This is a genomic window from Patescibacteria group bacterium (assembly GCA_026415775.1).
Taxonomy (GTDB): domain Bacteria; phylum Patescibacteriota; class Minisyncoccia; order UBA6257; family JAAZHW01; genus SKW32.
The window spans coordinates 374,268-397,108 of the sequence record JAOAGL010000001.1 but is presented as its reverse complement, the minus strand read 5'-3'; the positions used below and the strand labels follow the sequence as shown (position 1 = coordinate 397,108).

Annotated in this window: 23 protein-coding genes; 3 read left to right on the top strand and 20 right to left on the bottom strand. The window is 31.3% G+C overall.

Translation table 11 applies throughout. From position 1 onward, the window contains the following. Positions 1-2 precede the first annotated feature (2 nt). The 3 genes from thpR to rplI are packed head-to-tail and all read left to right on the top strand — an operon-like array spanning position 3 to position 2,310. Positions 3-545 carry an RNA 2',3'-cyclic phosphodiesterase gene (gene thpR / locus N2692_02165; protein ID MCX8016084.1) on the top strand — a complete coding sequence of 181 codons (543 nt, stop codon included), beginning with the start codon at positions 3-5 and terminating at the stop codon, positions 543-545. Between the two features lie 39 nt (positions 546-584). Next, positions 585-1,862 (top strand): S41 family peptidase, encoded by a 1,278-nt coding sequence (locus tag N2692_02160; protein ID MCX8016083.1) that lies wholly within the window; start codon positions 585-587, stop codon positions 1,860-1,862. A 1-nt stretch (position 1,863) separates the two neighbouring features. Next, entirely contained in the window at positions 1,864-2,310 is a 447-nt protein-coding gene (gene rplI / locus N2692_02155) for a 50S ribosomal protein L9 (protein ID MCX8016082.1), read from the top strand. Here rplI and rpmA read toward each other — a convergent pair. The 20 genes from rpmA to raiA all read right to left on the bottom strand — a co-directional run bounded on the left by rpmA (position 2,307) and on the right by raiA (position 22,817). Next, positions 2,307-2,579: a 50S ribosomal protein L27 gene (rpmA, locus tag N2692_02150; GenBank protein ID MCX8016081.1), complete on the bottom strand. Its 273-nt coding sequence runs from the start codon at positions 2,577-2,579 to the stop codon at positions 2,307-2,309. The two genes, rplI and rpmA, sit on opposite strands and share 4 nt — an antisense overlap. 239 nt (positions 2,580-2,818) lie before the next feature. Next, on the bottom strand, positions 2,819-3,994 hold the full coding sequence (locus N2692_02145) for a PD-(D/E)XK nuclease family protein (GenBank protein MCX8016080.1): 1,176 nt from the start codon (positions 3,992-3,994) through the stop codon (positions 2,819-2,821). A gap of 207 nt (positions 3,995-4,201) precedes the next feature. Then, on the bottom strand, positions 4,202-4,651 hold the full coding sequence (locus N2692_02140) for a hypothetical protein (GenBank protein MCX8016079.1): 450 nt from the start codon (positions 4,649-4,651) through the stop codon (positions 4,202-4,204). A 34-nt stretch (positions 4,652-4,685) separates the two neighbouring features. Next, the gene (locus N2692_02135; GenBank protein MCX8016078.1) at positions 4,686-5,957 is read right to left on the bottom strand and encodes a peptidoglycan DD-metalloendopeptidase family protein; all 1,272 of its coding nucleotides are present in this window, start codon (positions 5,955-5,957) and stop codon (positions 4,686-4,688) included. Beyond that, positions 5,958-7,454, bottom strand: a complete 1,497-nt coding sequence (gene gltX / locus N2692_02130) for a glutamate--tRNA ligase (protein MCX8016077.1) — start codon at positions 7,452-7,454, stop codon at positions 5,958-5,960. A gap of 2 nt (positions 7,455-7,456) precedes the next feature. Beyond that, the gene (locus N2692_02125) at positions 7,457-8,635 is read right to left on the bottom strand and encodes a UDP-N-acetylglucosamine--N-acetylmuramyl-(pentapeptide) pyrophosphoryl-undecaprenol N-acetylglucosamine transferase (protein MCX8016076.1); all 1,179 of its coding nucleotides are present in this window, start codon (positions 8,633-8,635) and stop codon (positions 7,457-7,459) included. A 13-nt stretch (positions 8,636-8,648) separates the two neighbouring features. After that, entirely contained in the window at positions 8,649-9,785 is a 1,137-nt protein-coding gene (locus N2692_02120; GenBank protein ID MCX8016075.1) for an FtsW/RodA/SpoVE family cell cycle protein, read from the bottom strand. A gap of 15 nt (positions 9,786-9,800) precedes the next feature. Then, a complete protein-coding gene (locus N2692_02115) occupies positions 9,801-11,378 on the bottom strand; it encodes an amidohydrolase family protein (GenBank protein MCX8016074.1) in 1,578 nt (525 codons plus the stop codon). A gap of 410 nt (positions 11,379-11,788) precedes the next feature. Next, positions 11,789-12,823: a carbohydrate kinase family protein gene (locus tag N2692_02110; GenBank protein MCX8016073.1), complete on the bottom strand. Its 1,035-nt coding sequence runs from the start codon at positions 12,821-12,823 to the stop codon at positions 11,789-11,791. A 30-nt stretch (positions 12,824-12,853) separates the two neighbouring features. Continuing rightward, positions 12,854-14,128 (bottom strand): prepilin-type N-terminal cleavage/methylation domain-containing protein, encoded by a 1,275-nt coding sequence (locus tag N2692_02105; protein ID MCX8016072.1) that lies wholly within the window; start codon positions 14,126-14,128, stop codon positions 12,854-12,856. Beyond that, positions 14,129-15,118: a transketolase family protein gene (locus tag N2692_02100; GenBank protein MCX8016071.1), complete on the bottom strand. Its 990-nt coding sequence runs from the start codon at positions 15,116-15,118 to the stop codon at positions 14,129-14,131. Between the two features lie 3 nt (positions 15,119-15,121). Beyond that, on the bottom strand, positions 15,122-15,982 hold the full coding sequence (locus N2692_02095) for a transketolase (GenBank protein MCX8016070.1): 861 nt from the start codon (positions 15,980-15,982) through the stop codon (positions 15,122-15,124). A 1-nt stretch (position 15,983) separates the two neighbouring features. Continuing rightward, a complete protein-coding gene (locus N2692_02090) occupies positions 15,984-16,637 on the bottom strand; it encodes a hypothetical protein (GenBank protein ID MCX8016069.1) in 654 nt (217 codons plus the stop codon). Beyond that, positions 16,600-17,055, bottom strand: a complete 456-nt coding sequence (locus tag N2692_02085; protein ID MCX8016068.1) for an RpiB/LacA/LacB family sugar-phosphate isomerase — start codon at positions 17,053-17,055, stop codon at positions 16,600-16,602. Before N2692_02085 ends, N2692_02090 begins: the two co-directional genes overlap by 38 nt. 16 nt (positions 17,056-17,071) lie before the next feature. Continuing rightward, on the bottom strand, positions 17,072-18,715 hold the full coding sequence (locus N2692_02080) for a hypothetical protein (GenBank protein MCX8016067.1): 1,644 nt from the start codon (positions 18,713-18,715) through the stop codon (positions 17,072-17,074). A gap of 2 nt (positions 18,716-18,717) precedes the next feature. Further along, positions 18,718-19,758, bottom strand: coding sequence for a type I glyceraldehyde-3-phosphate dehydrogenase (locus tag N2692_02075; GenBank protein MCX8016066.1), 1,041 nt, complete (start codon positions 19,756-19,758; stop codon positions 18,718-18,720). Positions 19,759-19,812: 54 nt separating this feature from the next. Beyond that, the gene (locus N2692_02070; protein MCX8016065.1) at positions 19,813-20,301 is read right to left on the bottom strand and encodes a TrmH family RNA methyltransferase; all 489 of its coding nucleotides are present in this window, start codon (positions 20,299-20,301) and stop codon (positions 19,813-19,815) included. A gap of 60 nt (positions 20,302-20,361) precedes the next feature. Then, the gene (gene groL, locus N2692_02065; GenBank protein MCX8016064.1) at positions 20,362-22,011 is read right to left on the bottom strand and encodes a chaperonin GroEL; all 1,650 of its coding nucleotides are present in this window, start codon (positions 22,009-22,011) and stop codon (positions 20,362-20,364) included. A gap of 54 nt (positions 22,012-22,065) precedes the next feature. Then, positions 22,066-22,353 carry a co-chaperone GroES gene (locus N2692_02060; protein MCX8016063.1) on the bottom strand — a complete coding sequence of 96 codons (288 nt, stop codon included), beginning with the start codon at positions 22,351-22,353 and terminating at the stop codon, positions 22,066-22,068. Between the two features lie 86 nt (positions 22,354-22,439). Beyond that, complete coding sequence (gene raiA, locus N2692_02055) at positions 22,440-22,817, bottom strand: ribosome-associated translation inhibitor RaiA (GenBank protein ID MCX8016062.1); 378 nt, start codon at positions 22,815-22,817, stop codon at positions 22,440-22,442. Positions 22,818-22,841 lie beyond the last annotated feature (24 nt).

The window sequence follows — 22,841 nt, the reverse complement described above, 5'->3', positions numbered from 1 at the left end:
ATATGGAAACTCTGAGATTATTTTTTGCTATTAATTTGCCTGATTCATTAAAAGATAAAATAGAAAGAAAATTAAAAGAAATTGCATTGCCCATTAACGTAAAGTACACCCCTAAAGATAATCTTCATTTAACCGTTTTGTTTTTAGGTAATATTTTAATGGAAGATGTGCCGCAAATTCTAAAAATTGGTGATGAAATTTTTAATCAAACACCTCCTCTTGATTTATATGCTACCCATATTTCTGTTGCGCCAAATAATAATTATGCCAGAATGATTTGGTTAAATTTTGAAAAAAATGAAATATTAGAAAATGTTAAACAAAAACTTGAAAGATTATTAAGTAATTCAGGGATTAATTTTCAAAAAGAAAATAGGGAAATGAAGCCACATATTACTTTAGCACGATTTGAACCAACTCATTTAGAATTCAAAAATGTTAAATTTCCTTTGCATTTTAAAACTAATGAAATATTTCTAATGGAAAGTCGTTTACAAAAACCACACGCTGTTTATGTTCCTTTAAAAAGATTTTTGCTTAAATAAATTTGAAAAATTGTAGAAAAATTTTATAATAAAAAAATCATGCTAAAAATTATTGATACAATAAAAAAATTCTATCAACAACAAAAAGAAAAAAATAAAAAATCATTAAAAAAAGCCTTCTTGGCCGCCGTCATTAGTATTTTAATTTGTGGTGCTTTTATTGCTGGTTTACGCATTGGTCAAAAAAATCAAGTTTTATTTACGCCCATTGAAGGTTTAAAAAATGTTGATTTAAATAAACCAGAAAATGTTGATTTTTCTTTGTTTTGGGATGCTTGGCATTATATTCAAGAATATTTTCTTAAACAAAATGATTTAAATTACCAGGAAATGGTGTATGGAGCGATTAAAGGAATGGTGGATTCATTGGGCGATCCATATACCACATTTTTTAAACCCGATGATGCTAAAAAATTCACCGAAGATGTCAGTGGTAGCTTCAGTGGTATTGGAATTGAAATTGGAAAGAGAGATAATTTCTTAATGGTTATTTCGCCACTGGAAGATACGCCGGCTTGGAAATCTGGATTAAAAGCAGGGGATAAAATTTTAGCAATTAATGATGAGCCAACGGATAGTTTGAGTGTTGATGAAGCAGTGAAGAAAATTCGTGGTGAAAAAGGAACACCGGTAAAATTAAAAATTATGCGCGACGGATTTGATCAGCCAAAAGATTTTACCATTATCAGGGATATTATAAATGTACCAGCCGTAAAAATCGATTTTTTGGAAAATAATATTGCTCATGTGAAATTATTAAGTTTTAATGAAAACATTTCTTATGAATTTTATCGAGCTGCAATGCAAATGATTATGAAAAATTCGCCCGGCATCATTCTAGATTTAAGGAACAACCCCGGTGGTTATTTGGAAAAATCAGTGGAAATAGCTGGGTGGTTTGTGAAAAGGGGAGAGGTTGTGGTTCGCGAAAGAGAAAAAGATGGCAGAGAGCAAGTTTTTAAAGCTAACGGAAACCAGATGTTTCTTTATATGCCTGTTGCGGTGTTAGTAAATGAAGGATCTGCGTCTGCTTCGGAAATTTTAGCTGGCGCATTAAGAGATTTACGAGGTATTAAATTAATAGGAGCAAAAACTTTTGGCAAGGGTTCTGTTCAAACACTTCTGCCTTTGATGGATAATTCAATGATAAAAGTTACCATTGCTGAATGGTTGACGCCCGATGGTCATCAAATTAACGAAAAGGGGTTAGAGCCAGATTATGAGGTAAAAGTTAATGAAGGCGATTTGCAGACAAATGCAAAAGATTCACAATTAGAAAAAGCAACGGAAATTATAAAACAACTTATAAATAAATAATATGAAAGTTGTTTTATTGGTTGATGTCCCTAAGTTGGGCAAAAAAAATGAAATTAAGGAAGTAGCTGATGGTTACGCGCGAAATTTTTTGATACCAAAAAATTTAGCCGTAATTGCCACGCCAGAAAAAATTAAAGAAATAGAAATTTTAAAAAAACAGGAGGATTTATTTAAACAACAACAGGAACAGAAATTTAAAGAATTAGCAAAAACAATAAGAGATGAGCAATTACAATTTCAAATAAAAGCGGATAAAAACGGCAAACTGTTTGGCTCTTTACATAAAGATAAAATTATTGAAGAATTAAAAAAACGGGGAATTGAAATAGAAGAAAAACAAATTATTCTAGATAAACCCTTAAAAGAAGTGGGGGATTATTTAATAAAAATAAAATTCAGTCCCAAAATCGAGACTGAATTAAAAATTAAAATAATGGGAGTAAACTAAATAACTGAAACAATTTTGATGCGTTTTTTTGAGCCATCAAAATTGCTTTTTTGCTTCTCAGAAAATTTAACAACTCCATCTTTTAATGCATAAAGAGTGTAATCTTTGCCAACGGCAACGTTTTTACCTGCTTTAATAGTTTCTCCTCTTTGACGAACAATAATAGCACCTTTTTTTGCTTTTTGACCATCAAATAATTTAACCCCTAAGCGTTTTGCCTCGGAATCTCTTCCTAATCTTGTTGAGCCACCGGATTTTGTATGGGCCATAAATTTTTGATATAATAAAAATTAAAATAACATAACCGACTTTCAATTTCAAAAGAATATTTTACATATTTTTTAAAAAAATGCAACTTAGAGAATTTTTTTCAAATAATAAAAGAGTGTTTATTATAGCGATTTTCATTTTTCTAATCGTCACAATTAGTTTTGCTCTGGGCTATTTATTTGCAATAAATTTTGTTCAAAAAACTCCGATTATTATTGAAAAGTGCTCAGAATAAATTTTATTCTTCTTCATTAAGCGTGCTTTTTATTATTTCAATGTCTTTCTTAATAGCTTTCAAAATTTTGCGATTTTTTATTTTTTGTAATTGTTCAATTTGTTGAAGTAGGGAAGAATCTATTTTTTTTAGCAATTTCTCCAACTTTTTCTTGTCTAGCATAGAAACTTCTGTCCATAAACCTGTTTTAATCAAAAGGTTTTTTAATTGTTCGTTATCATATTCTTTAATTTGTTGTATTTGATAAGAAAAGAAGCCTTCATCGCCGAAAATTCTTTCTAAATTTTTTTCTTGAGCATAATGATTAATCTGTTTTTTAATTTCTTCTAACTTAGCTTTATTATTATCAACCTCTTCTTTTAATTTAAAATATTCAGTAATTAATTTTTTTATTTCTGTCTCTTCGGGTGTCTTTTCTTTTTGATATAAATGTGACCACATCGGACAAATCTTTCGATAGGGACAGGAATGACATAATTTAGAAGGAATAGGGGGGAAGTAGTTTTTTTCAATTTCATGAATATTTTTGAGAACGCGCTTTTTGGTTAGTAAAATATCTTCTTCATTTTTTTTGCCTGTAAGTTTTTCGCCGTGTTTTAAATAATAGAGGGTGAGGTTAATTTTGTCGATTGAGGTTAAATTTGGCCATTTTTTTAAAAAACCCAAAATATAAACTGCTAGCTGTAAATTATTTTTTAAATTTGCTTCGGCTGGCATTTTTTTATTTGTTTTATAATCAATAATCTCAAATGTTTCATCTTCTTTTTTATCGATGCGATCAATACGACCCGTTAAAATGTGGATGGTATTATTTGCTTCATCTTCAATTTCGGTTTCAAAATAACTTTCCAAGTCCATTGGAATAGCAAAAGAGGGGATATTTTTTTTGTAAAAATTTTCTAAAACTCTTAAACCTTCTTTAAAGTAGGCCTCTTTTTCATAGTTATCACGCCATTTAAATTTTTCTGCCTCCTTCCATTGCGTTTTAAAATAATCAAGCAATTCATCGAGGTGGGGAAATAGAGGGGCCCTTTTGTAAAGAAAAGCTAGGCATTTATGTAAAATGGTACCTAAAAATTGCTCCTTGCTTTGAGGGGTTTTAATTTTTTCAATTACTTGAAATTCATAACGTTTTGGACAATTTTCAAATATTTCTAAATTAGAATAGGAAGTACGCATATTTAATTAATTATAAAAAGAAAAATAAAATTATAAAGATAAAAATAATAGCCTAGGAGATCGGTAGGAAAGATATATGGCGGGATTTTTATTGTTTTTTAGAAAAATCAAACACGTCGCACAAGGTAGATTTTGCGACGTGTTTAAGGATTTTTAAAGAAATCCCTCTCATTATTTATGACTTTTTCTTTACTATTTACTACTTAACTAACAATTATAGTTGAAGAAATATTGGCAAGAAAATAGATTTCTTATAAACTCCACTCCTTTATTAAATCCATAAATAAATAAATTCATTATTTTTTTAAAAGCGCTACCAATATCTACTTTAAAAAAATTATTAATTTCCTTGGATAAGCTTGATAATCGGTTTTTTATTTTATTAAAAAATGTTTGTTGAGCAGATTGATTGGTGGGATTATTTACTATGTCTCCAACTTCATTTTGTATGGATGGATTTAATTTTTCTTCAGTGAAATTAGTTATATTATGAATAAAATTTTTTATAAAATTCGGTAATAAATTATACCAGGAATTCCTTATGGTTGTCTGGATGTTTGTAGCGTTTTGCGAATGCGCTTCATTGTTGGCAATTAAGAAAAAAATTACAAAGACAATGAAATAAATGAGAATTGGAGATTTATGATTGCCGAGCATAATTTAAATTTAATATATGTCGCACAATTTTTAATTACTGGAGATACGGAAGCGGATTAACCGGAGCGCCAATGGGCATTGGACCACACGAAGCACTTCCGGTCATTTGAAATGTTGGAGAAAAATAAACAGTAAAATGTAAGTGTGGGCCGGTGGCAAAGCCGGAACTCCCGCTGTATCCTATGATATCTCCTCTTTTAACTATATCGCCTTTTTTAACTGTTTGCAACGATAAATGGGCATATAAGGTCGTCAAATTATTATAATGTCTTATAACCACATACTTACCATATGCTCCTTTGTAGCAATATAAATCTTGATTACCAACCGCTATTACTTCCCCATCTTCTGCTGCATAAATTGGCGTGCCAAGGCTGGCTTTTAAATCAATTCCATTATGAGTGGGTGTTTTGTATCGTCCTATATTATAGAAATATTTGGAAGCGCTTGTAACCCCAAAGCCTTGAGTAATAACAGGATTGCTAACCGGCCACAAAAGCAAACCAGCGCGTGCTGATGGTAGCAATGATGGATCAATCTGGGCTTTTAATGCTTCTTCTAAGCGAGATATTTCTAACTCAATTTCCGATCTTTGTTTTTCAATATTTTCCAAGAGGGTTTGATAGTTTTTTTCTTGATTTTTAGTTTTATTTAATAAGGTAGTTTTTTCATCTTGCAAAGCCAAAACTATTCTTTTTTGATTATTCAAATTGATTCTTGTTTGTTCTAATTCTTGTTTTTTGCGAGCTGTATCCGTCTGTTTATTTGTTAAATTTTCTTTTAAACCCTCCAATTCATCTAATGTTATTTGCAAATTAATGCTTATATTTTGAATATTGTTAATTTCAGAAAGCGCATCAGAAATTTTCATATTTTTTAAAACAATAATAAGGGGGTCCAATTCTTTATTTTTTTCGTAGAGATTTTGCAGTGTTTTTGCAAGAATAACCTTTTTGATGTTGATTTCCTCGCTTGTATTGCCGATATCCATTTCTAATTGTTCTAGTTCAAGCGTTAGTTTTTCAATTTGAACTTCGTTTATTTTGATTTTGTAATTAATATTATTTAAATTATTTTGAATTCTTTTAAGTTCGTTGCTGAGTGTTTTAGAAGTAGCTTGTGTTTTTTCAAGTTCGGCATTATAAATTTCAGCCTGTTGAATTAACTGATTAATCTCCGCCTTTTTAGCATCGATTTGTTTTTGGAGTTCTTGATAAGTAACAGCCGAAATATTATTTAAACCCAAAACCAAAACAAGACAAAAAATTAAAAATATTTTAAAGATATTCTTAGCGAATGTACGCATTTAATTTTGATTTTTTACTTTTTCTCGAGCAAGATTTAAACGTCTTAATGTTTCAGTTTTTCCTAAAATTTCGGCAATTTCAAAAGGACCCGCAGAATTTTTGAGTCCGCTAAGTGCCACTCTTAAAGGCCATAAAATTGTTCCCCTACCTCTTTTTTCCGCTTCTGGCATAATCAAGGTTTCTAATTGTTGTTTTGTAAAAAGTTTAGGTTCTAAATTAGAAAATAAATTATATAAATAGTCAAGATTATCCATTAATTGGCTTTTTTCCATATTTTGCCAATAAAGTAAATCGGCATTATAATCAGGCAAAACAAAAAAATATGATGCAATTTCAGGTAATTCATTTAATGTTTTTATTCTTTGACGATGTAAATCCACTACTTTTTTAATCAATTCCATATTTGTTAGAAGAGATTCGCCAAATTTCTCTTTTAAAAACGGCATAACTTGAAGTGTTAGTTCATCAAGCGATAGTTTTTTAATATGTTCGGTATTAATCCAATTTAATTTTTCGATATTAAAAATAGCGCCAGCTTTTTGAATGCGGAAAAAATCAAATTGTTCTATCATTTCTTCTAAATCAAGAATTTCATTGATTGGCTTTCCAACTTCTTCTTTAGGGTGCCAACCTAGATAAAGTAAAAAGTTAAGAATAGCCTGGGGTAGATATCCTTTTTTACGAAAATCTTTTAAGGCAACATCGCCAAATCTTTTGGACATTTTGCTTCTGTCGGGATTTAAAATGAGGGGGAGATGGGCAAATTCCGGGACTGACCAACCCAGGGCTTCATAAATAGCCAGTTGTTTTGGTGTATTTGATAAATGTTCTTCGCCTCGAATAACATGAGAAATTTTCATTTCATAATCATCAACTACTACGCTGAAATTATAAAGAGGGTTTTGAAAGTTTTTGGCAATAATAAAGTCCCCTATTAATTTTGTATCAAATTTAACTTTGCCACGAATTAAGTCATTAAATATTATTTCTTTTTCGGGTATTTTCAAACGAATAACAAAAGGGGTTTTGTTTTTTAGTTTCTCTTCAATCTCTTTTTTTGATAAATTACGGCAGGTCCCATCATAGATAGGCGCAACTCCCCTACTCATCATTTCTTGGCGTTTAACTTCCAACTCTTCGGCTGAACAAAAACAATAATATGCTGCGCCTTTATCAATTAATTCTTTTAGATATTTCTCATATATTTCTTTTTTTTCACTTTGGCGATAAGGACCATACTCCCCACCTATTTCAACCCCTTCATCCCATAACAATCCTAACCATTTCATGCCTTCGATAATATCCCTTTCAAATTCTGGTTTCGAACGTTCTACATCGGTATCCTCAATTCTTAAAATAAACTTTCCTTCATATTTTTTGGCAAAAAGAAAATTGAATAAAGCTGTGCGGGCAGTCCCGATATGAAAATAGCCAGTTGGCGAAGGAGCAATACGAACACGAGGATTTTTAATTATCTTTTGTTTTGCTGGAACCATATTTATTCAAAATATATTTGTAATGTTTCAAAAATGATTTTAGTAATTTCTTCGGTGGCATCTTTTTTAATAAAAAGTTTGGCGCCATTTATCATTAATGCTTTTTGATTCGGATTATTCTTTAGAATATCTAGAATGTGTTTTATTAATAAATTAGGGGTTGCATTTTTTTCTTCTAACATTATTGTTGCGTTATAACGAGCGTATTCAATAGCATTAAGATATTGATGATTGTGCGCTGCTTCTGGTAGTGGGATTAGAATTGAAGGTTTTTTGGCAGCGGCAATTTCAAAAACCGCTCCACTACCAGCTCGAGAAACTATTAAATCAGCACCCGCTAAAGCATATAAGTAATCTTTTTCATTAAGAAAATCTCGAACTTGATAAAATTTAGGATAAGGATCCGGTAAAAAATCCAGGATTAATTTTGATTCAAGAAATATCTCTTTATAGTTTTTCGGGCCAGCCTGATGAAGAATTTGAATATCATTTTTTAATAAATTTTCAATGCAGTCTAAAACTAAATCGTTAATCCTTTGGCTGCCTTGTGATCCGCCAAGAAAAACAACTAAAGGTTTGTCTGGCAAAAAACCAAAATATTTTTTTCCGTCTTCCTGAGAAATGTTATTATGAAGTATTGAATCTCGAATTGGATTGCCAACCACAACGGTTTTTTCGGGTAAGAAATATCTCTTTGTTGTTTCAAACGCCAAAGCTATTTTCTTTGCAAAAATAGCTGCTATTTTATTGCTTTTGCCAGGCGCGGCATCTGATTCATGAATAACTATGGGAATTCCTAGTAAATAACCAGCAATAACAGTCGGAAGAGCACCATATCCTCCTTTACTAAAAATTATATCCGGCATTCGTTTCCATAATTTAAAAAAGGCCTGAAAAGTTCCAAACACTAATTTAAAAACATCAATAAAATTTAATGGTGAAAAATAATTTCGCCATTTGCCACTGGTAATTTTTACAATCCTTATTCCTTCTTTTGTAAAAACTTCTTCATTAAAAGAATTGGGGCCAATATAAAAAGCATCCAAAATAATTAAATGGCTTTCGCAAAATTTTTTTAATTGGCGATAAACAGCAATTAAAGGATAGGTATGACCTCCGGTTCCGCCGCCAGCTAAAGCAATTTTTAATTTTAATTCTCGCAAATTGATTTCCTTTGGCATATTTTTGTGTTTTTCACCCATTTTTAGATATATTAGCAACTATTCCCAAAGATGTCAAAATAATCGCTAGATTTGTTCCACCATAACTTATTAACGGAAGTGGTTGTCCTGTTAAAACAAAAAGGCCGGAAATGGATCCAATATGGACAAACGCTTGGATTATTATTAAAGATATAATTCCAAACGAAGCTAATTTTGCGAATTCATCCGAGATATTTAAACTAATCTTTAAACCAAGTAAAAAGAGTGTTAAATAAAATAAAATAAGAATGAAACTTCCTATTAAACCAAATTCTTGTGCAAAAATTGCAAAAATTGAATCGCCAATCGGTTCTGGTAAATAATTATTATATTTACTTACCGCATTTCCAAAGCCAACACCCCACAACCCTCCTGAACCAATAGCCATAAGTGATTGATTTAGTTGATAATTTTTATTATCTAAATCCTTATCGTTTAAATCATCTTCAGATTGAAACATTAATAAATAATGATTGATTCTTTGAATTCTATAATCATTGGGATTGATTTTTTTCAGAATTATAAAACCAAGAACCAACAATAAAATTCCGATCATTGTTAGTAAAATGATATTTCGTAATTTAATTCCGCTGATAAAAAATATTATGGCGCTGGCAGCTAATAATATTAAAAAGGAGCTGGTTGCTGGTTGGGAAATTAATATTACTCCAATAACACCTATCATCGAAACAAAAGCTATAATTGTACTTATTGAATTTTTCTCTTTCTGATTTTTATTAGAAAGCCACAAACTCAAATATAAAATAAAACTTATTTTTAATAATTCAGCAGGCTGAAAAGAAAAAGAGCCGATTTTTAACCAACGTCTCGCATTGTTGAATTCCAAACCTAACGGAGTAAAAACTAAGATGGTGGCGATAATAGAAACAACAAAAAGCAAGGGAATAAATTTTTTATATTTAGTGTAAGGGATTTTATATGCGAGAACAAAACCAATAATTCCCAAAGAAATCCCTTTTAAAACCTGCTGTTTTAAATAATAATAAGGGTCATTAAAATTAGTTCGACCCAAAATCATTGAGGCACTGGTTAGAATAAACAGTCCCGAAAGAACTATTATGACAACAGTAATAATAAACGTAATGGTAATAGTTGAGCGTGATTGCATTTTAAAATTTAGAAATTATCGAGTTAAAATTTGACCCGCCGTATTATTTGTAAATTGATCATTTTCAAAAACTATCTGACCATTTATTAACACCGTTTTAATCCCCCTTGGTTTTTGGGTGGGGTTTTTATAATCAACCGCATAATCAATTTCTTTTAAATCTATTATAACCAAATCCGCAAAATAATCTTTAGTTATTAATCCCCTATTTTTTATGCCGATTTTCAAAGCTGGTTCGAAAGTAATTTTTTTGATGGCTTCGCTTAGACTTATATTAATAACACCACTTTTTACTAAACCAATAAATCTTGGAAAAGTATTAATGGACGCAATATGCGGCAAGAAGGAAAAATTTGAAAAATTTAAACCGGCATTTTGAGATGTGATGATTGTATAAGGTAATTCCATTAATCCTAAAAGTTCTGGCCAAAGAATTTCATCATAAAGAATCATCGCTCTTCCATTGCTAATTTTAAAAATTTCCAAAAACATTTCTTCTGGTGTTACCCCTCTTTCTTTGGCTAAAAATTTAATACTTTTTCCATTAAAGTAAAAAATATTATTCTGAGCAGAAGATATTATCATTTTGCCATAATCATAATTTTTCTCTTTTAATTCTGATAAAATTCTTTGATAATTATTTTTTTCAGATAATACCCTAACCATCATTTCAAAATTGCCAAACAAAAGCCACTCAGGCAAATAAAGATACATTTGATTAGAGACAAGTGTGTAGGGGTTAACATCCAAATGAATATTTGGACAGTATTGACCGCGTATTTTTTCTAATAATCCCAAAGATAATTTTAATTCATCTATATTTTCTTTATATGGGCGGAGGTATGAAATTAAAATTTTTAATTGTTCCGCATTTGTGATTGTTTTTACTAAATTATGAATTTCATTAATAAAAGATAAAATATCATGTTTTTCCCATCGCGGTTGGATATTAAGAATGGCATCATGTTTTCTAACTATTTCACTAATTGAAAAAATTTCAGAAAAAGAAGTCAAACGAGAATGATTGAAACGCAATCCCATTGAAACACCCAGCGCACCTTCATCTAAACTTTTTTCAATTAAATAAAGCATTTGTTTAATTTCGGAATCAATTAAATCCCTAAATTCCTCTTCTAAAATCCCTCGTTTGATAGTTGCGTGACCAACGAGAGTGCCAATATTCAAACTAATTTTTTGTTTTTCTAAAGTTTTCAAAAATTCTTCTACTGATGTCCAATTTAAATTAACATTTAAACTAGACCATTTTCTGATACTTTTTAAGCTGTTTTTAAAAACCGGCGCCAAAGATGAACCGTTATTACCAACAATAATACTTGTAATTCCTTGAGCGATTAAACTTTCTAATTCCTTCTGAGTTAAAAGCGTTAACCAGTGATCGGATTCATTGTTTATATCAATAAAACCAGGTGTAATAATTAAATTAGACGCATCAATGATTTTTTCAGCCTTTTTGTTAATTGATTTATTAAACGAAATATCAATTATTTTTTTGTCTTTTATTAAAATATCCCCCTTAAAAGGTTCTTTGCCGCTTCCATTTATTATGGTGCCATTTTTAATTAAAATGGTCATAGTTATTTTTATTATAACGCAAAAAAGGTCATTATTAAAGATAACAAAACCCCGTTTTTAACGGGGTTTTGTTGTGAAGTGACAGGAGTTAGAATCTTCGTCCACCACGTCGATTTCGAAATTGGGATTGTCTCTTTCTGTGGCACTCACGGCAGTAGAGATTACCGCTGACATTACCACCTTCATCCCGGCGGGGATCAAATGGTAATTCAGTAATTTCAGCACCACATTCAGCGCAAATCCATTTCTCTTCTTCTTTGGGGTGAAACATCTGTCTTTCTCCTTGATTATTTCCCTGGTACACTTATTTCCGTTTTATTGATCTTCCGTTATTTTATTATGAAAATAACTAAATTAGATAAAACGATTTTTCCGACCTTGTTTTAAAACACTCTTATTTTAACTGAAAATTAATTATTTGTCAAAGAAAATATTTTCAATGGCAATTTTTTCCATCTTTTATTACCTAAATCTTTTTTATAGAGAATTCCCGTTTTGGCACCCACATATTCCACAACAGAAGTGCCATTCGCACTTCCAACCTTAATTGCCTCTTTAATTTTCTCATCTTGGAAAATACTACGAAATCCTGCTTTTTTAATTTTTTCTTTAGCAAAAACAGAAACAAAACCTGAAGCAAAAGCATCGCCAGCGCCAGTGCGATCAACTATTCTTTTTTCAGGATAAGTACCAGCTTGCCATAATGTTTTACCATTGGAAACAGAAACGCCATCTGGTCCTTTAGTCATTACTACCAATCCTTGTATTAGCTCATCTAATTTTTGAAAAACAAGATTTTCTTTTTGATAAGGGATATCTGTTAAATAAGAAGCTTCTTCTTGGTTTACAATGAAAATATCAAAATATTTCAATAATTCTTTGTGTTTTTTTAAATTTTCTAGTTCTCCACCACCGGGATTAGCCGCTACAAAAATATTATTTTTTTGGGCAAACCAAAGAGATTTTTTTAACAAATTTAAATTTCCACCAAGTGAATTTAAATATAACCATCTTGTTTTTAGTTTGTTCCACGGAATTTCTTTTTCAGATATATTTTCACCAGCGCCTTTGTAGCTTAAAATTGTTCTTTCGCCTGTTTCAGTTAAAAAAATTACAGAATAGGCTGTTGGGGTGTTTTTGTCGATTTGTACATATAAAGTATCAACTTTTTCTCTTTGAAGATTTCTAATTATTTCTTCCCCGCTTACATCTTTTCCCACACGAAAAATACATGCTGTTTTTAATCCTTGTCGGGCAAAAGTAACAGCCGTATTAGTTCCTCCTCCGCCCGTTGTAAAAGTTATTTTAGGCACTTTTACTTTTCCTCCATAAGGTAGGGCTATCCCCTTTCCGACTCTAAATCTTTTATCCTTTACAACAACAAAAGGAATTCCTTCAAAAAATCCATCCCTTGTTGCTGATCCAATTGAAATTATATCGTACATAATCTTTAAATATTTATTTTTTTATGTGACCTATTTTATTAATTGATAATGACGATTGATTTCAGCTGGTGATAATGTGCGATTATATAGTAAAACTTCGTCTATTTTTTCACCTGGTATAGAATCGACACAAATAGGAAGGTAAACACCAAATGATAACCATTGAACAGTTCCATAATCGCTTCCACTAATTAAATTACTTTGTCCTGCTAAAGAGTTATCTATAAAAAGTTTACTATTAAGATTAATTTTATCAAAAGTAAGTACAAAATGATGCCAGCTATTGTGAGAAGGAGGTGAAAAAATAATTGAAGTATTTTGTTGGGCACTATTAGCAATCCAAACATCGGCATATCGCGTCCATATACTACAATTCCCACAACCACTTATTATAACAGTAGGCAAATGAACACGTGTTTGTCCCGATTGAGTTGTTAAATTTAACCACTCATAAGTAAATTTATAACTGGGCAGATTTTTGATATTATCGGGTAAAGTACCCGTGTATACTCCTGCATCTTGATTTACACAAGAAGTTGAAACAGAAGGGTCCATTTGAATTGCCTTACCAGAAACACCATCCACCCAATTAACCAAATTTTTTACCTGCATGTTAACATTATTACCAGATAAATCAGCAGTTGTTGATCCCACTCCTTCATCTAATGGCCAATAACCCACTGGTTTTAAAGGATGAATAAATAAATTACTTCCTACTTCATACAAATAAGGGTCTGGGCCATTATCTTTTTTGCTTTTTGGATCTTGTCCTTTTGGACCAAAAGCTTGTGATTCAAACCAGGCAGTTAAAACAAATTGACGATTACTATTGCAGGTATAAGTATAAAATAAATACTCATTTGCTGAATTTTTTGGGTCTATTGGCAGCGCTGGCAATTGAATTCCTTTTGAAGAAAAACTTCTAAAATCAATTGGAATCCAACCTGTTCCATCGTTTTTCATTAAATTGCTTTGTGAAACTTGCACCCACGATACGCCCGCGGGTAGATTATCATTAGATAAAGGAGTTTCCGAAGGAACTGAAGCATAAATTTTTGTTCCATCGCAAACACCCATTGAAATGTTTCTATCAGTCGATACGAGTTGTAATGCTAACTGTAAATTTGTTAAATCACTAATTCTTTTAGTATCGCGGGCTTTTCTTAAATATTCGGCCGGATTCAAAGTAACCACAGTAATAGTCATTACTATCGCTACCACAGAAACAGCAATTAATAACTCAAAAAGAGTAAATCCTCTTTGATTTTTTTTAGGATGTTTGTTGTTTGATGCAATATACTTCATTTATTTTTGTTTTCTTTGTAATACTTTTTTTACTGCTTCTTTTATAGCATTTTTACCCATTCCAAAAGCTTCAATCAATTCATTAGGATCACCTGATTCGCCAAATCTATCTCTCATTCCAATAAATTCTATAGGCACGGGATAATATTGAGCTAAAACTTCTGCCACTGCCGAACCCATTCCTCCCATAATTTGATGATCTTCTACTGTTACTATTGCTCCGCATTTTTGTGCAGCTGCAATAATTGTCTCTTTATCAATTGGTTTTATAGTATGGTTATTTATAACCATTACATCAATCCCTTCTTTTGCTAATTCTTCAGCGGCAAGCATAGCATTATAAAGCAATGGTCCGCATCCAATAATTGCCACATCCTTTCCATCGCGGAAAATAGTAGCTTTGCCAATTTCAAAAGGTGTTTCTTCAGTTGTAATAATTGGTGTTTTTTCTCTAGCAAAACGAAGATAAACAGGTCCAACGTAGCGAGCAGCAGCAACAGTGGCTTTTCGAGTTTCAATTACATCACATGGCGCAATAACAACTAAATTAGGAATACAACGAGTAATAGCAATATCTTCTAATCCTTGATGTGTTGCGCCATCAGGACCAACTGATACTCCAGCATGAGCGCCCGTAACTTTAACATTGGCATTAGAATAACAAACACTGACGCGTAATTGATCCCAATTCCGACCAGGACAAAAAACAGCATATGTTGAAACAAACGGAATTTTACCAGCTAATGCTAACCCCGCTGCTAATCCCATCATATTTTGTTCAGCAATGCCCGTTTCAATAAAACGTTCTGGAAAAACTTTTTGAAACATAGCTGCTCGAGTTGAATCAGATAAATCTGCACATAGAACAACCACATTAGGATTTTCTTTACCAGCAATTACCATTCCTTCGCCATAACCATCACGAGTTGGTTTTTGTTCAACATCAGCATCAAATAATTTTGGATTAAGTTTTGCGTTTGGGTTAATCATATTTTATTCTGCTTCGCTTGTAATTCGACCTTGTAAAGTACGCAGTTGTTTTAAAGCCTGAGCTGCTTCTTCAGGATTTGGTGCTTTTCCATGCCACTCAGGTTTCCACTCCATAAAATCAACACCTTTTCCTGGAATAGTATGACAAATTATCATTACCGGTTTTTCATAAATTGATTTAGCATGACATAAAGCATCAACAATTTCTCTAATATTATGTCCATCTACTTCTAAAACATGCCAATTAAAAGCCTCGTACTTTGTTTTTAATGGTTCAAGTGGCATAACATCTTCAGTAAAGCCGTCAATTTGAATATTGTTGCGATCCATTAAAAAGGTAAGATTATCTAATTTATGCTTTCCGGCAAACATTACGGCTTCCCATGTTTGTCCTTCTTGTTGTTCACCATCGCCAGCAATACAATAAACTTGCCATTTTTTCTTATCCATTTTTGCTGCATAAGCTAAGCCTACAGCAATAGAAGCTCCTTGAGCTAAAGGACCAGAACTATTATCGACACCGGGGGTTGTGCCAACATGGGGATGTCCTTGTAATCGCGAACCGAATTTTCTTAGGGTTTTTAATTCCTCAACAGGAAAAAATCCGGCTCGCGCCAAAGCCGCATAATGAACTGGGCAAATATGACCGTTAGATAAGATAACTCTATCCCTATCCTCCCAATTTGGATTTTTTGGATCTACATTAAGAATGCCGCTGAAATATAAGGCAGCAAAAACATCAGCCATTCCTAATGTACCAGCTGAATGGCCGGATTTTGCCTCTAAAAGCATTTCAATTACATCGCAGCGTAATTGAGCAGCAATCTGATTTAATTCTTTTAATTTTTCATCAGTTAAAAGCATATTAAATATTTTCTAAAAATTTTATTTTTTCTTCGACCTTATTAATATCCGAAAAGAGGTATGATGAAGAACAAATAATATCTGCTCCTGCCGCTTTTATCAAAGGAGCTGTATCATTATTTACTCCCCCATCAACCTCAATAATTAAATTAGGATATTTATTTTTAAGACTCTTTATTTTTTCTAAATTGTGAAATTCAAATGTTTGACCAGCTGGTCCAGCCGAAACAGCTAAAATTTGAACAAATTTTATGCTAGCTAAATATGGTTCTAATGCTTCCCATGGTGTTTTACTTTCAATAGCTAAACCTAATTCTTTTTGATATTGATTAGTGATGGTATAAATTTTGGCAAAATCTTTTTCTGTAATTGTTTCGACATGAATAATAATACGTTTAACCGTGGGAATTTTTAACCATCTTTCAAAAATTTCAACTGGTTTTTCTACCATCAAGTGAATTTCAAATTGAACAAAACCATTTAAAGTAAGCAAATCTTCAGGATTATCCCAAGTTTTATAAGAAGTAAATTTTCCATCCGCAATATCAAGCTGAATCATATCAACTAGATTTTCTACTATTTTTACTTTCTCTTTTATTGCTTCAAATGATTGTTCATTAATTGTTGGAATCAGATGCATTTTCTTTTTCTTCAATTTGTTTTAAGCGACGAATATATTTTTCTTTTTGAGAAAATTCTGTTGCTAACCACGTGCGAATAATTTTTTTAGCAGTCAAAAAGGAAATGGTGTGCGCGCCCAAACATAAAATATTAGCATCTAAATGTTCTCGGGATTGTTGGGCTGATTTTTTTGTGGTCACTAATGCTGCTCTTATTCCTTTAATTTTATTTGCTGCAATAGACATGCCTATTCCATTAGTACAAATTAAAATGCCTTTGCCTTTGTTTTGAGAAACTTTTTCAGCTACCCGAAAAGCAAAAATTGGAAAATCATCTTGAGGGTCAAATTCCAAATTACCGAGATCTTCAAATTCAATTTCTGATTTTCGTAAAAAATCTTTTATTTTTTCTTTAAATTTATAACCGCCATGGTCGGCTCCTAAATAAAGCATACGATTATATTATAACTCAATTTTCGATTTTATATAACACATATGAAGAGTTTTCAAAAATTGGTCGGAAATAACTTCTAAAATAATTTTGATTAATTATCCAAGGAGAATCTGGCTTTTTTTCTACCAAAATATAGTTTGGGCTATACTTGCTTATTAATTGATAAGCATTATCTGATCCATTGTAAATATTAAGTAAATCATTAAAACGTTCTTTATAATCTATACCATGAGACCAAAGCCAACCTCTATATCCCATTAAAATTTGGCGACCAGCCAAAGAGGAAATCGGATTATTGTGTTGATCGGTAGTAAGAAAAACTTCATTGATTTTCGTATTTTGTTTAACAAAATCGGCTAATTCTAAATCAGCTTTTGTATATAAAACAAATCTCAATGTTAATTCTCGATAACCTGTTAATAATCCAGGTAGTATAGTTACTAAAAGTAAAATTATTGATAAAATTTTGAAAAAAATTGTATTTTTCTCGATAAGATAATTAAAATAAAAAGCAATTATAATTACTGAAAGCAAAAACCAAAAAATAAAAATTTTCATATTATCAAATTCCCAGGGCTGAAAAATAAAAATATTACAAATCACCCAAATAAAAAGAGCAGGTAGATAAAAAGTAATAATTTTATTTCCGTGAGGGTATTTTTTAATAATAGAAAAACTAGCAATTAGAAAAATTAAGTATAAGCCAAGATTTTTTAACCAAAAAAACCAGAAAAATTCTCCATTAGCCATCCAACCTAACTGAATTCGAAAAAAACTTTTATTGCCAAATGGGAAAAGCCACAAAACAGGACCTATAGCTAAAATAAAGATAATTATCCCCCACCCCAACCAATCTTTAAGAGATAACTTTCTAAAATAAAGCCATTGAATTAAAAAAAGAAAAAGACAGAATAAAATCAAAGACAAAAATAAATGAGTATGAATTAAAGGCAATAAACCAATTATAATAGCTGATTTAAACAACTCCCTTTTTTTATTTGTTTCCCAATAATTCCAAAGAAAAATCAATGCTAAACAAGAAAAAACCAATCCCAGAATAATAGCGCGCTGAGGTAAAAGAAAATCAGCAATAATATTTGAAAATTCAATACCTTGTTCAGATAAATGGGTATATTGTAGTGGCATCCGATTTAGAAAATCTATAAAGGTTTGGCCACTTTTTTTAAAATCTTGCCAAAAATAATAAAGCCCAAAAATCGAACCATTAAAAACAAATAAAAAGGGAGTGAAAAATGCCACCAAACGTTTTTTACTAATTTTCAAAGCTAAGTAATAAATACAAACAATAAAACCAATTAGAAACAATAATGAAGGAATAATAATAGACCAGCGCAGATTTATTCCCAGTTTTAAAAGTAGTACTGAAATATAATCAGAAATAAAAGGATAGCGTGTTTTTTCTCCAAGATAAATTGGAAAGTTTTTTAATGTTGCAACAAAACCTCTTTCTTTAAAACTATTAATTAAAGTTAGGTGAAATGCTAAATCGCCCCAAGTTGAACCAGACGAATATAAATTATTATTAGCTGGGTAAAGAATGTGGGAGGATAAAAGATAAAAAAACAATAATCCAAAAAAAATAACGAGAAAAATCAATTCCCACTTTTCTTTTATAAATCGCAACAATATTTTCATCATAACTATTCTTTAATTTCTGCAATTTTTAATAAATGGTTTAATAAAGAGGTTGCATAACCCCATTCATTGTCATACCAAATCAAAACTTTAACTAAATCCCCATCAATTACTTTAGTAAATGATAAATCAGCAATGCTTGCAAAAGAACTTCCAATTAAATCAGTTGAAACCACTGGATCAGAAACAACTGTAAAAATACCCTGCCAATGAGAATCTTTTGAAGCATTTATAAATATTTGATTTATTTCTTCTGCTGAAGTTTTTCTATTTGCTAAAAACGTAATATCAGCTAAAGAAACGGTTGGTACTGGAGTTCGAATAGAAATGCCATCAAAAATACCGTCCAGTTCTTTCAGAACTTTTCCAACGGCAATCGCCGCGCCAGTAGTAGAAGGAACGAGATTAATTGCACCAGCACGGCCTCGTCTCAAATCTTTAGCATCTGGACCGTCAACAATTTTTTGTGTAGCAGTGTAGGCATGAGTGGTATTTAAAATCGCCTTTTTTATACCAATTGAATTAATTAGTATTGCCAAAGCTGGTGCAATAGCATTAGTAGTACAAGATCCGTTAGATGTTATTTTAACTTTTTCAATTAAATGATCATTAATACCACAAATTATTGTGGCTCCTTTACTTAAACTACCATCATCATCTTTGGCTGGAGCAGTTATAACTACCCGTTTTGCACCCGCGGTTAAATGAAAGCTTGATTTTTCAAAACTTTCAAAAACACCAGTAGCTTCTATTACTACATCGATATTTAAATCTTTCCAAGGCAATTGAGCAGGGTCTTTCTGTTGCAAAAACAAAATTTCTTTATTGTCAATAACTAATTTTTGGTGTTCTTCTGATTTATTAATTTCTAATTTTTTGGAATAAACTCCATACACAGAATCGTATTTTAAAAGATAAGTTAATGTTTCAATATCTGCTAAATCATTAATTGCTACAATATCTAAATTTTTATTATCAAATGCCTGTCTAAAAAAGACGCGTCCGATACGACCAAAACCATTTATAGCAACTCTTAATTTTTTCATGTTTTTTATGTTTTTTATAGCGACTAATTAAATTTATTATACCAAATTTTTTAGTTATTTTAAATTTTTTAACCAAAAAGCTCCTATGCCAAAAGCTACAGAAACATTTAAAGATTCTTTTCTGCCCGTCATTGGAATATTTAAAATTCTATCACAATATTTTAAATATTTTTTATTTATTCCTTTCACTTCATTTCCCACTATTAAAGCTATTTTTTGACTTTTTTTAGGTAAATTTAAAAATTTATTTAAGGGTTTGCTTTTAGCTATTGTCTCTAAAGCAATAATATAAAAACCCTCTTTTTTTAATTTTTTAATAAGTGAAAGGGTTTTATAATTTTTTTCCCATGGCAAGAAATTTTCTGCACCCAAAGCAGTTTTGTGTATTATTTTTTTATGATGTTCGGAATTGGGAGATGGTGTAATTCCTCCTAAATAAATTTTTTCAAAACCTAAAGCTTCTGCTGTTCTAAAAATAGAACCAACATTTAGAAGACTACGAATATTATCTAAAATAGCGACAAAAATATAATTTTTACTCATGATATTATTTTAAAAACAAAAAGCCCGAGTGACAACACTCGGGCTTTTTGTTAAGCTTTATTAGTACTCTCCCGCTAAATCAGCAGGTCCGTGACTGTGTTCATTTTCCTTTTTTTCTGGTAAATCCGCTACTACTGCCTCAGTAATTAAAAGCATGGAAGCACAAGAGACAGCATTTTGCAAAGCCGAACGCGTTACTTTAGTAGGATCAACAATACCTGCTTTAACTAAATCTTCATATTTTCCCGTAGCAGCATTAAAACCAAAATTCAAATCATTATTTTTTAAAATTTCATTAACTATCACTTCTCCATTTTCTCCTGCATTTTCAGCGATTTGTTTTACTGGAGTTTTAATTGCTTCCAATATAATTGAAGCGCCAACAAATTTAGCAAAATCCTCAGGATTTTTTCTTAATTCTTCCAGCAATGATTTGCATTTTTCGGAAGCGCGTAATAAGGCAATGCCACCGCCTGGCACAATTCCTTCTTCAATGGCGGCTTTTGTAGCAGCAATTGCATCTTCAATGCGATGTTGTTTTTCTTTTTGTTCTACTTCAGTAGCAGCACCAACTTTAATAACTGCAACACCCCCACTCAATTTAGCTAATCGCTCTTGTAATTTTTCTTTATCAAATTCTGATTCGGCTTTCTCCAAAAGCATTTTAACTTGTTTTATTCTTTTCTCAATTTCAGTTTTTGACCCACGACCATCAACAATTGTGGTTTTTTCTTTATCGACAATAACCCGACGGGCACTACCTAAAACAGAAATATCAGCATTTTCTAGTTTTCGACCCAATTCTTCAGAAACCACCTCAGCACCACAAATAACCGCAATATCCTGTAACAATTCTTTTCTTCTATCACCAAAACCAGGGGCTTTAACAGCTACAGCAGTGAAAATACCTCTTAATTTATTTACAATAAGAGTTGCTAAAGCCTCACCTTCTACATCATCTGCAATAATTAATAAATTCTTTTTGCCTGTTTGAACAATTTTTTCTAATAAAGAGAGAATATCTGTTACGGCAGAAATTTTCTTATCAGTAATTAAAATATAAGGATCATCCAAAACTGCTTCCATTTTTTCAGGATTAGTCACCATGTAAGCAGAAACGTATCCGCGATCAAATTGTAATCCCTCAACCACTTCTTTGGTTAATCCTAAAGTCTGAGATTCTTCAACGGTAATCACACCATCTTTACCTGCTTGATCAATAACCTCGGCAATTAAATTACCAATCTCACTATCACGAGCAGAAATAGTTGCTACTTGAGCAATTTCTTCTTTGGTGGAAATAGTTTTGGACATTTCTTTTAAAGTTTTTATTACTTCTTCCGTTGCTTTTTCCATTCCTTTTTTCATTCCAATGGGATCAACACCCGCTTCTACATTTTTTAAAGCTTCATTAATTAATGATTGTGCTAATAAAGTAGCAGTGGTTGTTCCATCACCAGCCACATCATTAGTTTTTGATGCTACTTCTTTAACTAATTCAGCGCCAACATTTTCAATTTTATCTGGCAATTCGATTTCTTTGGCAATCGTTACTCCATCCAAAGTAACAACTGGAGAACCATAACCTTTCTCCAAAACGACCGCGCGACCTTTCGGGCCTAAAGTAATTTTTACAGCATTTGCTAATTTATCAACGCCCTTTTTTAATTGCATCCTCGCTTGACTACTGAATAGAATTTGTTTAGCCATATTTTTTAAATCTATCCCTCCCCGCTTTTTTATAGCGGGTTCGGAATAGATTTTTTATTCTATTATCGCAATAATATCATCTTCTTTGGCGACCAAATATTCTTTTTTATCAATTTTTATTTCAGAAGGTCCATATTGATGAAAAAGAACAACATCTCCTACTTTTACCTCTAATGGTATTCTTGTCCCATCTTCTTTAATACGACCTGGTCCAACAGCAATAACTTTGCCTTTTTGAGGTTTTTCTTTTTCTGCTGTTTCCGGCAAAATAATACCGGCTTCAGTAACCATTTCTTCTTTGATAGGTTCTAAAATAATATGATCAGATAAAGGTTTGAGCATATTTTTATAATTTTTTAAATTAGCATTCTCGACCTTTGAGTGCTAATTATAATCAATTTTATTTTTAGTTTGAAATTTGTCAAGAATTACTCTTTATTAAAAATTCCTCTGATAAAATTTTTTAATTTTAACCAATCTTTTCGTGTTTTAGCTTTATTAATTTCTCGATATTTTTTAATTTGTCTTTTTAAATCCCCCTCTACTTCATCAATTCCGCTCTGAATATCGGAATGATATTTTGCTGCTCTTAAAATACGCCCTGGCAATTCCATATTAACTTCTACATAATAAACATTTCCCTTTTGATGATGGGTTTCTCGAGAAATCTCACAATCAACCTGAATATTTTCTTTTTCATCAAGCTTTAAAAGATATTTTTCGATAAGACTACTAATTTTATCTTCTAGATAATTTTTTATTTCTTCATCGAGAACAAGATTTTTAGTTTTATAATTAATATTCATAAAAATTATATTTTTTAAACGACT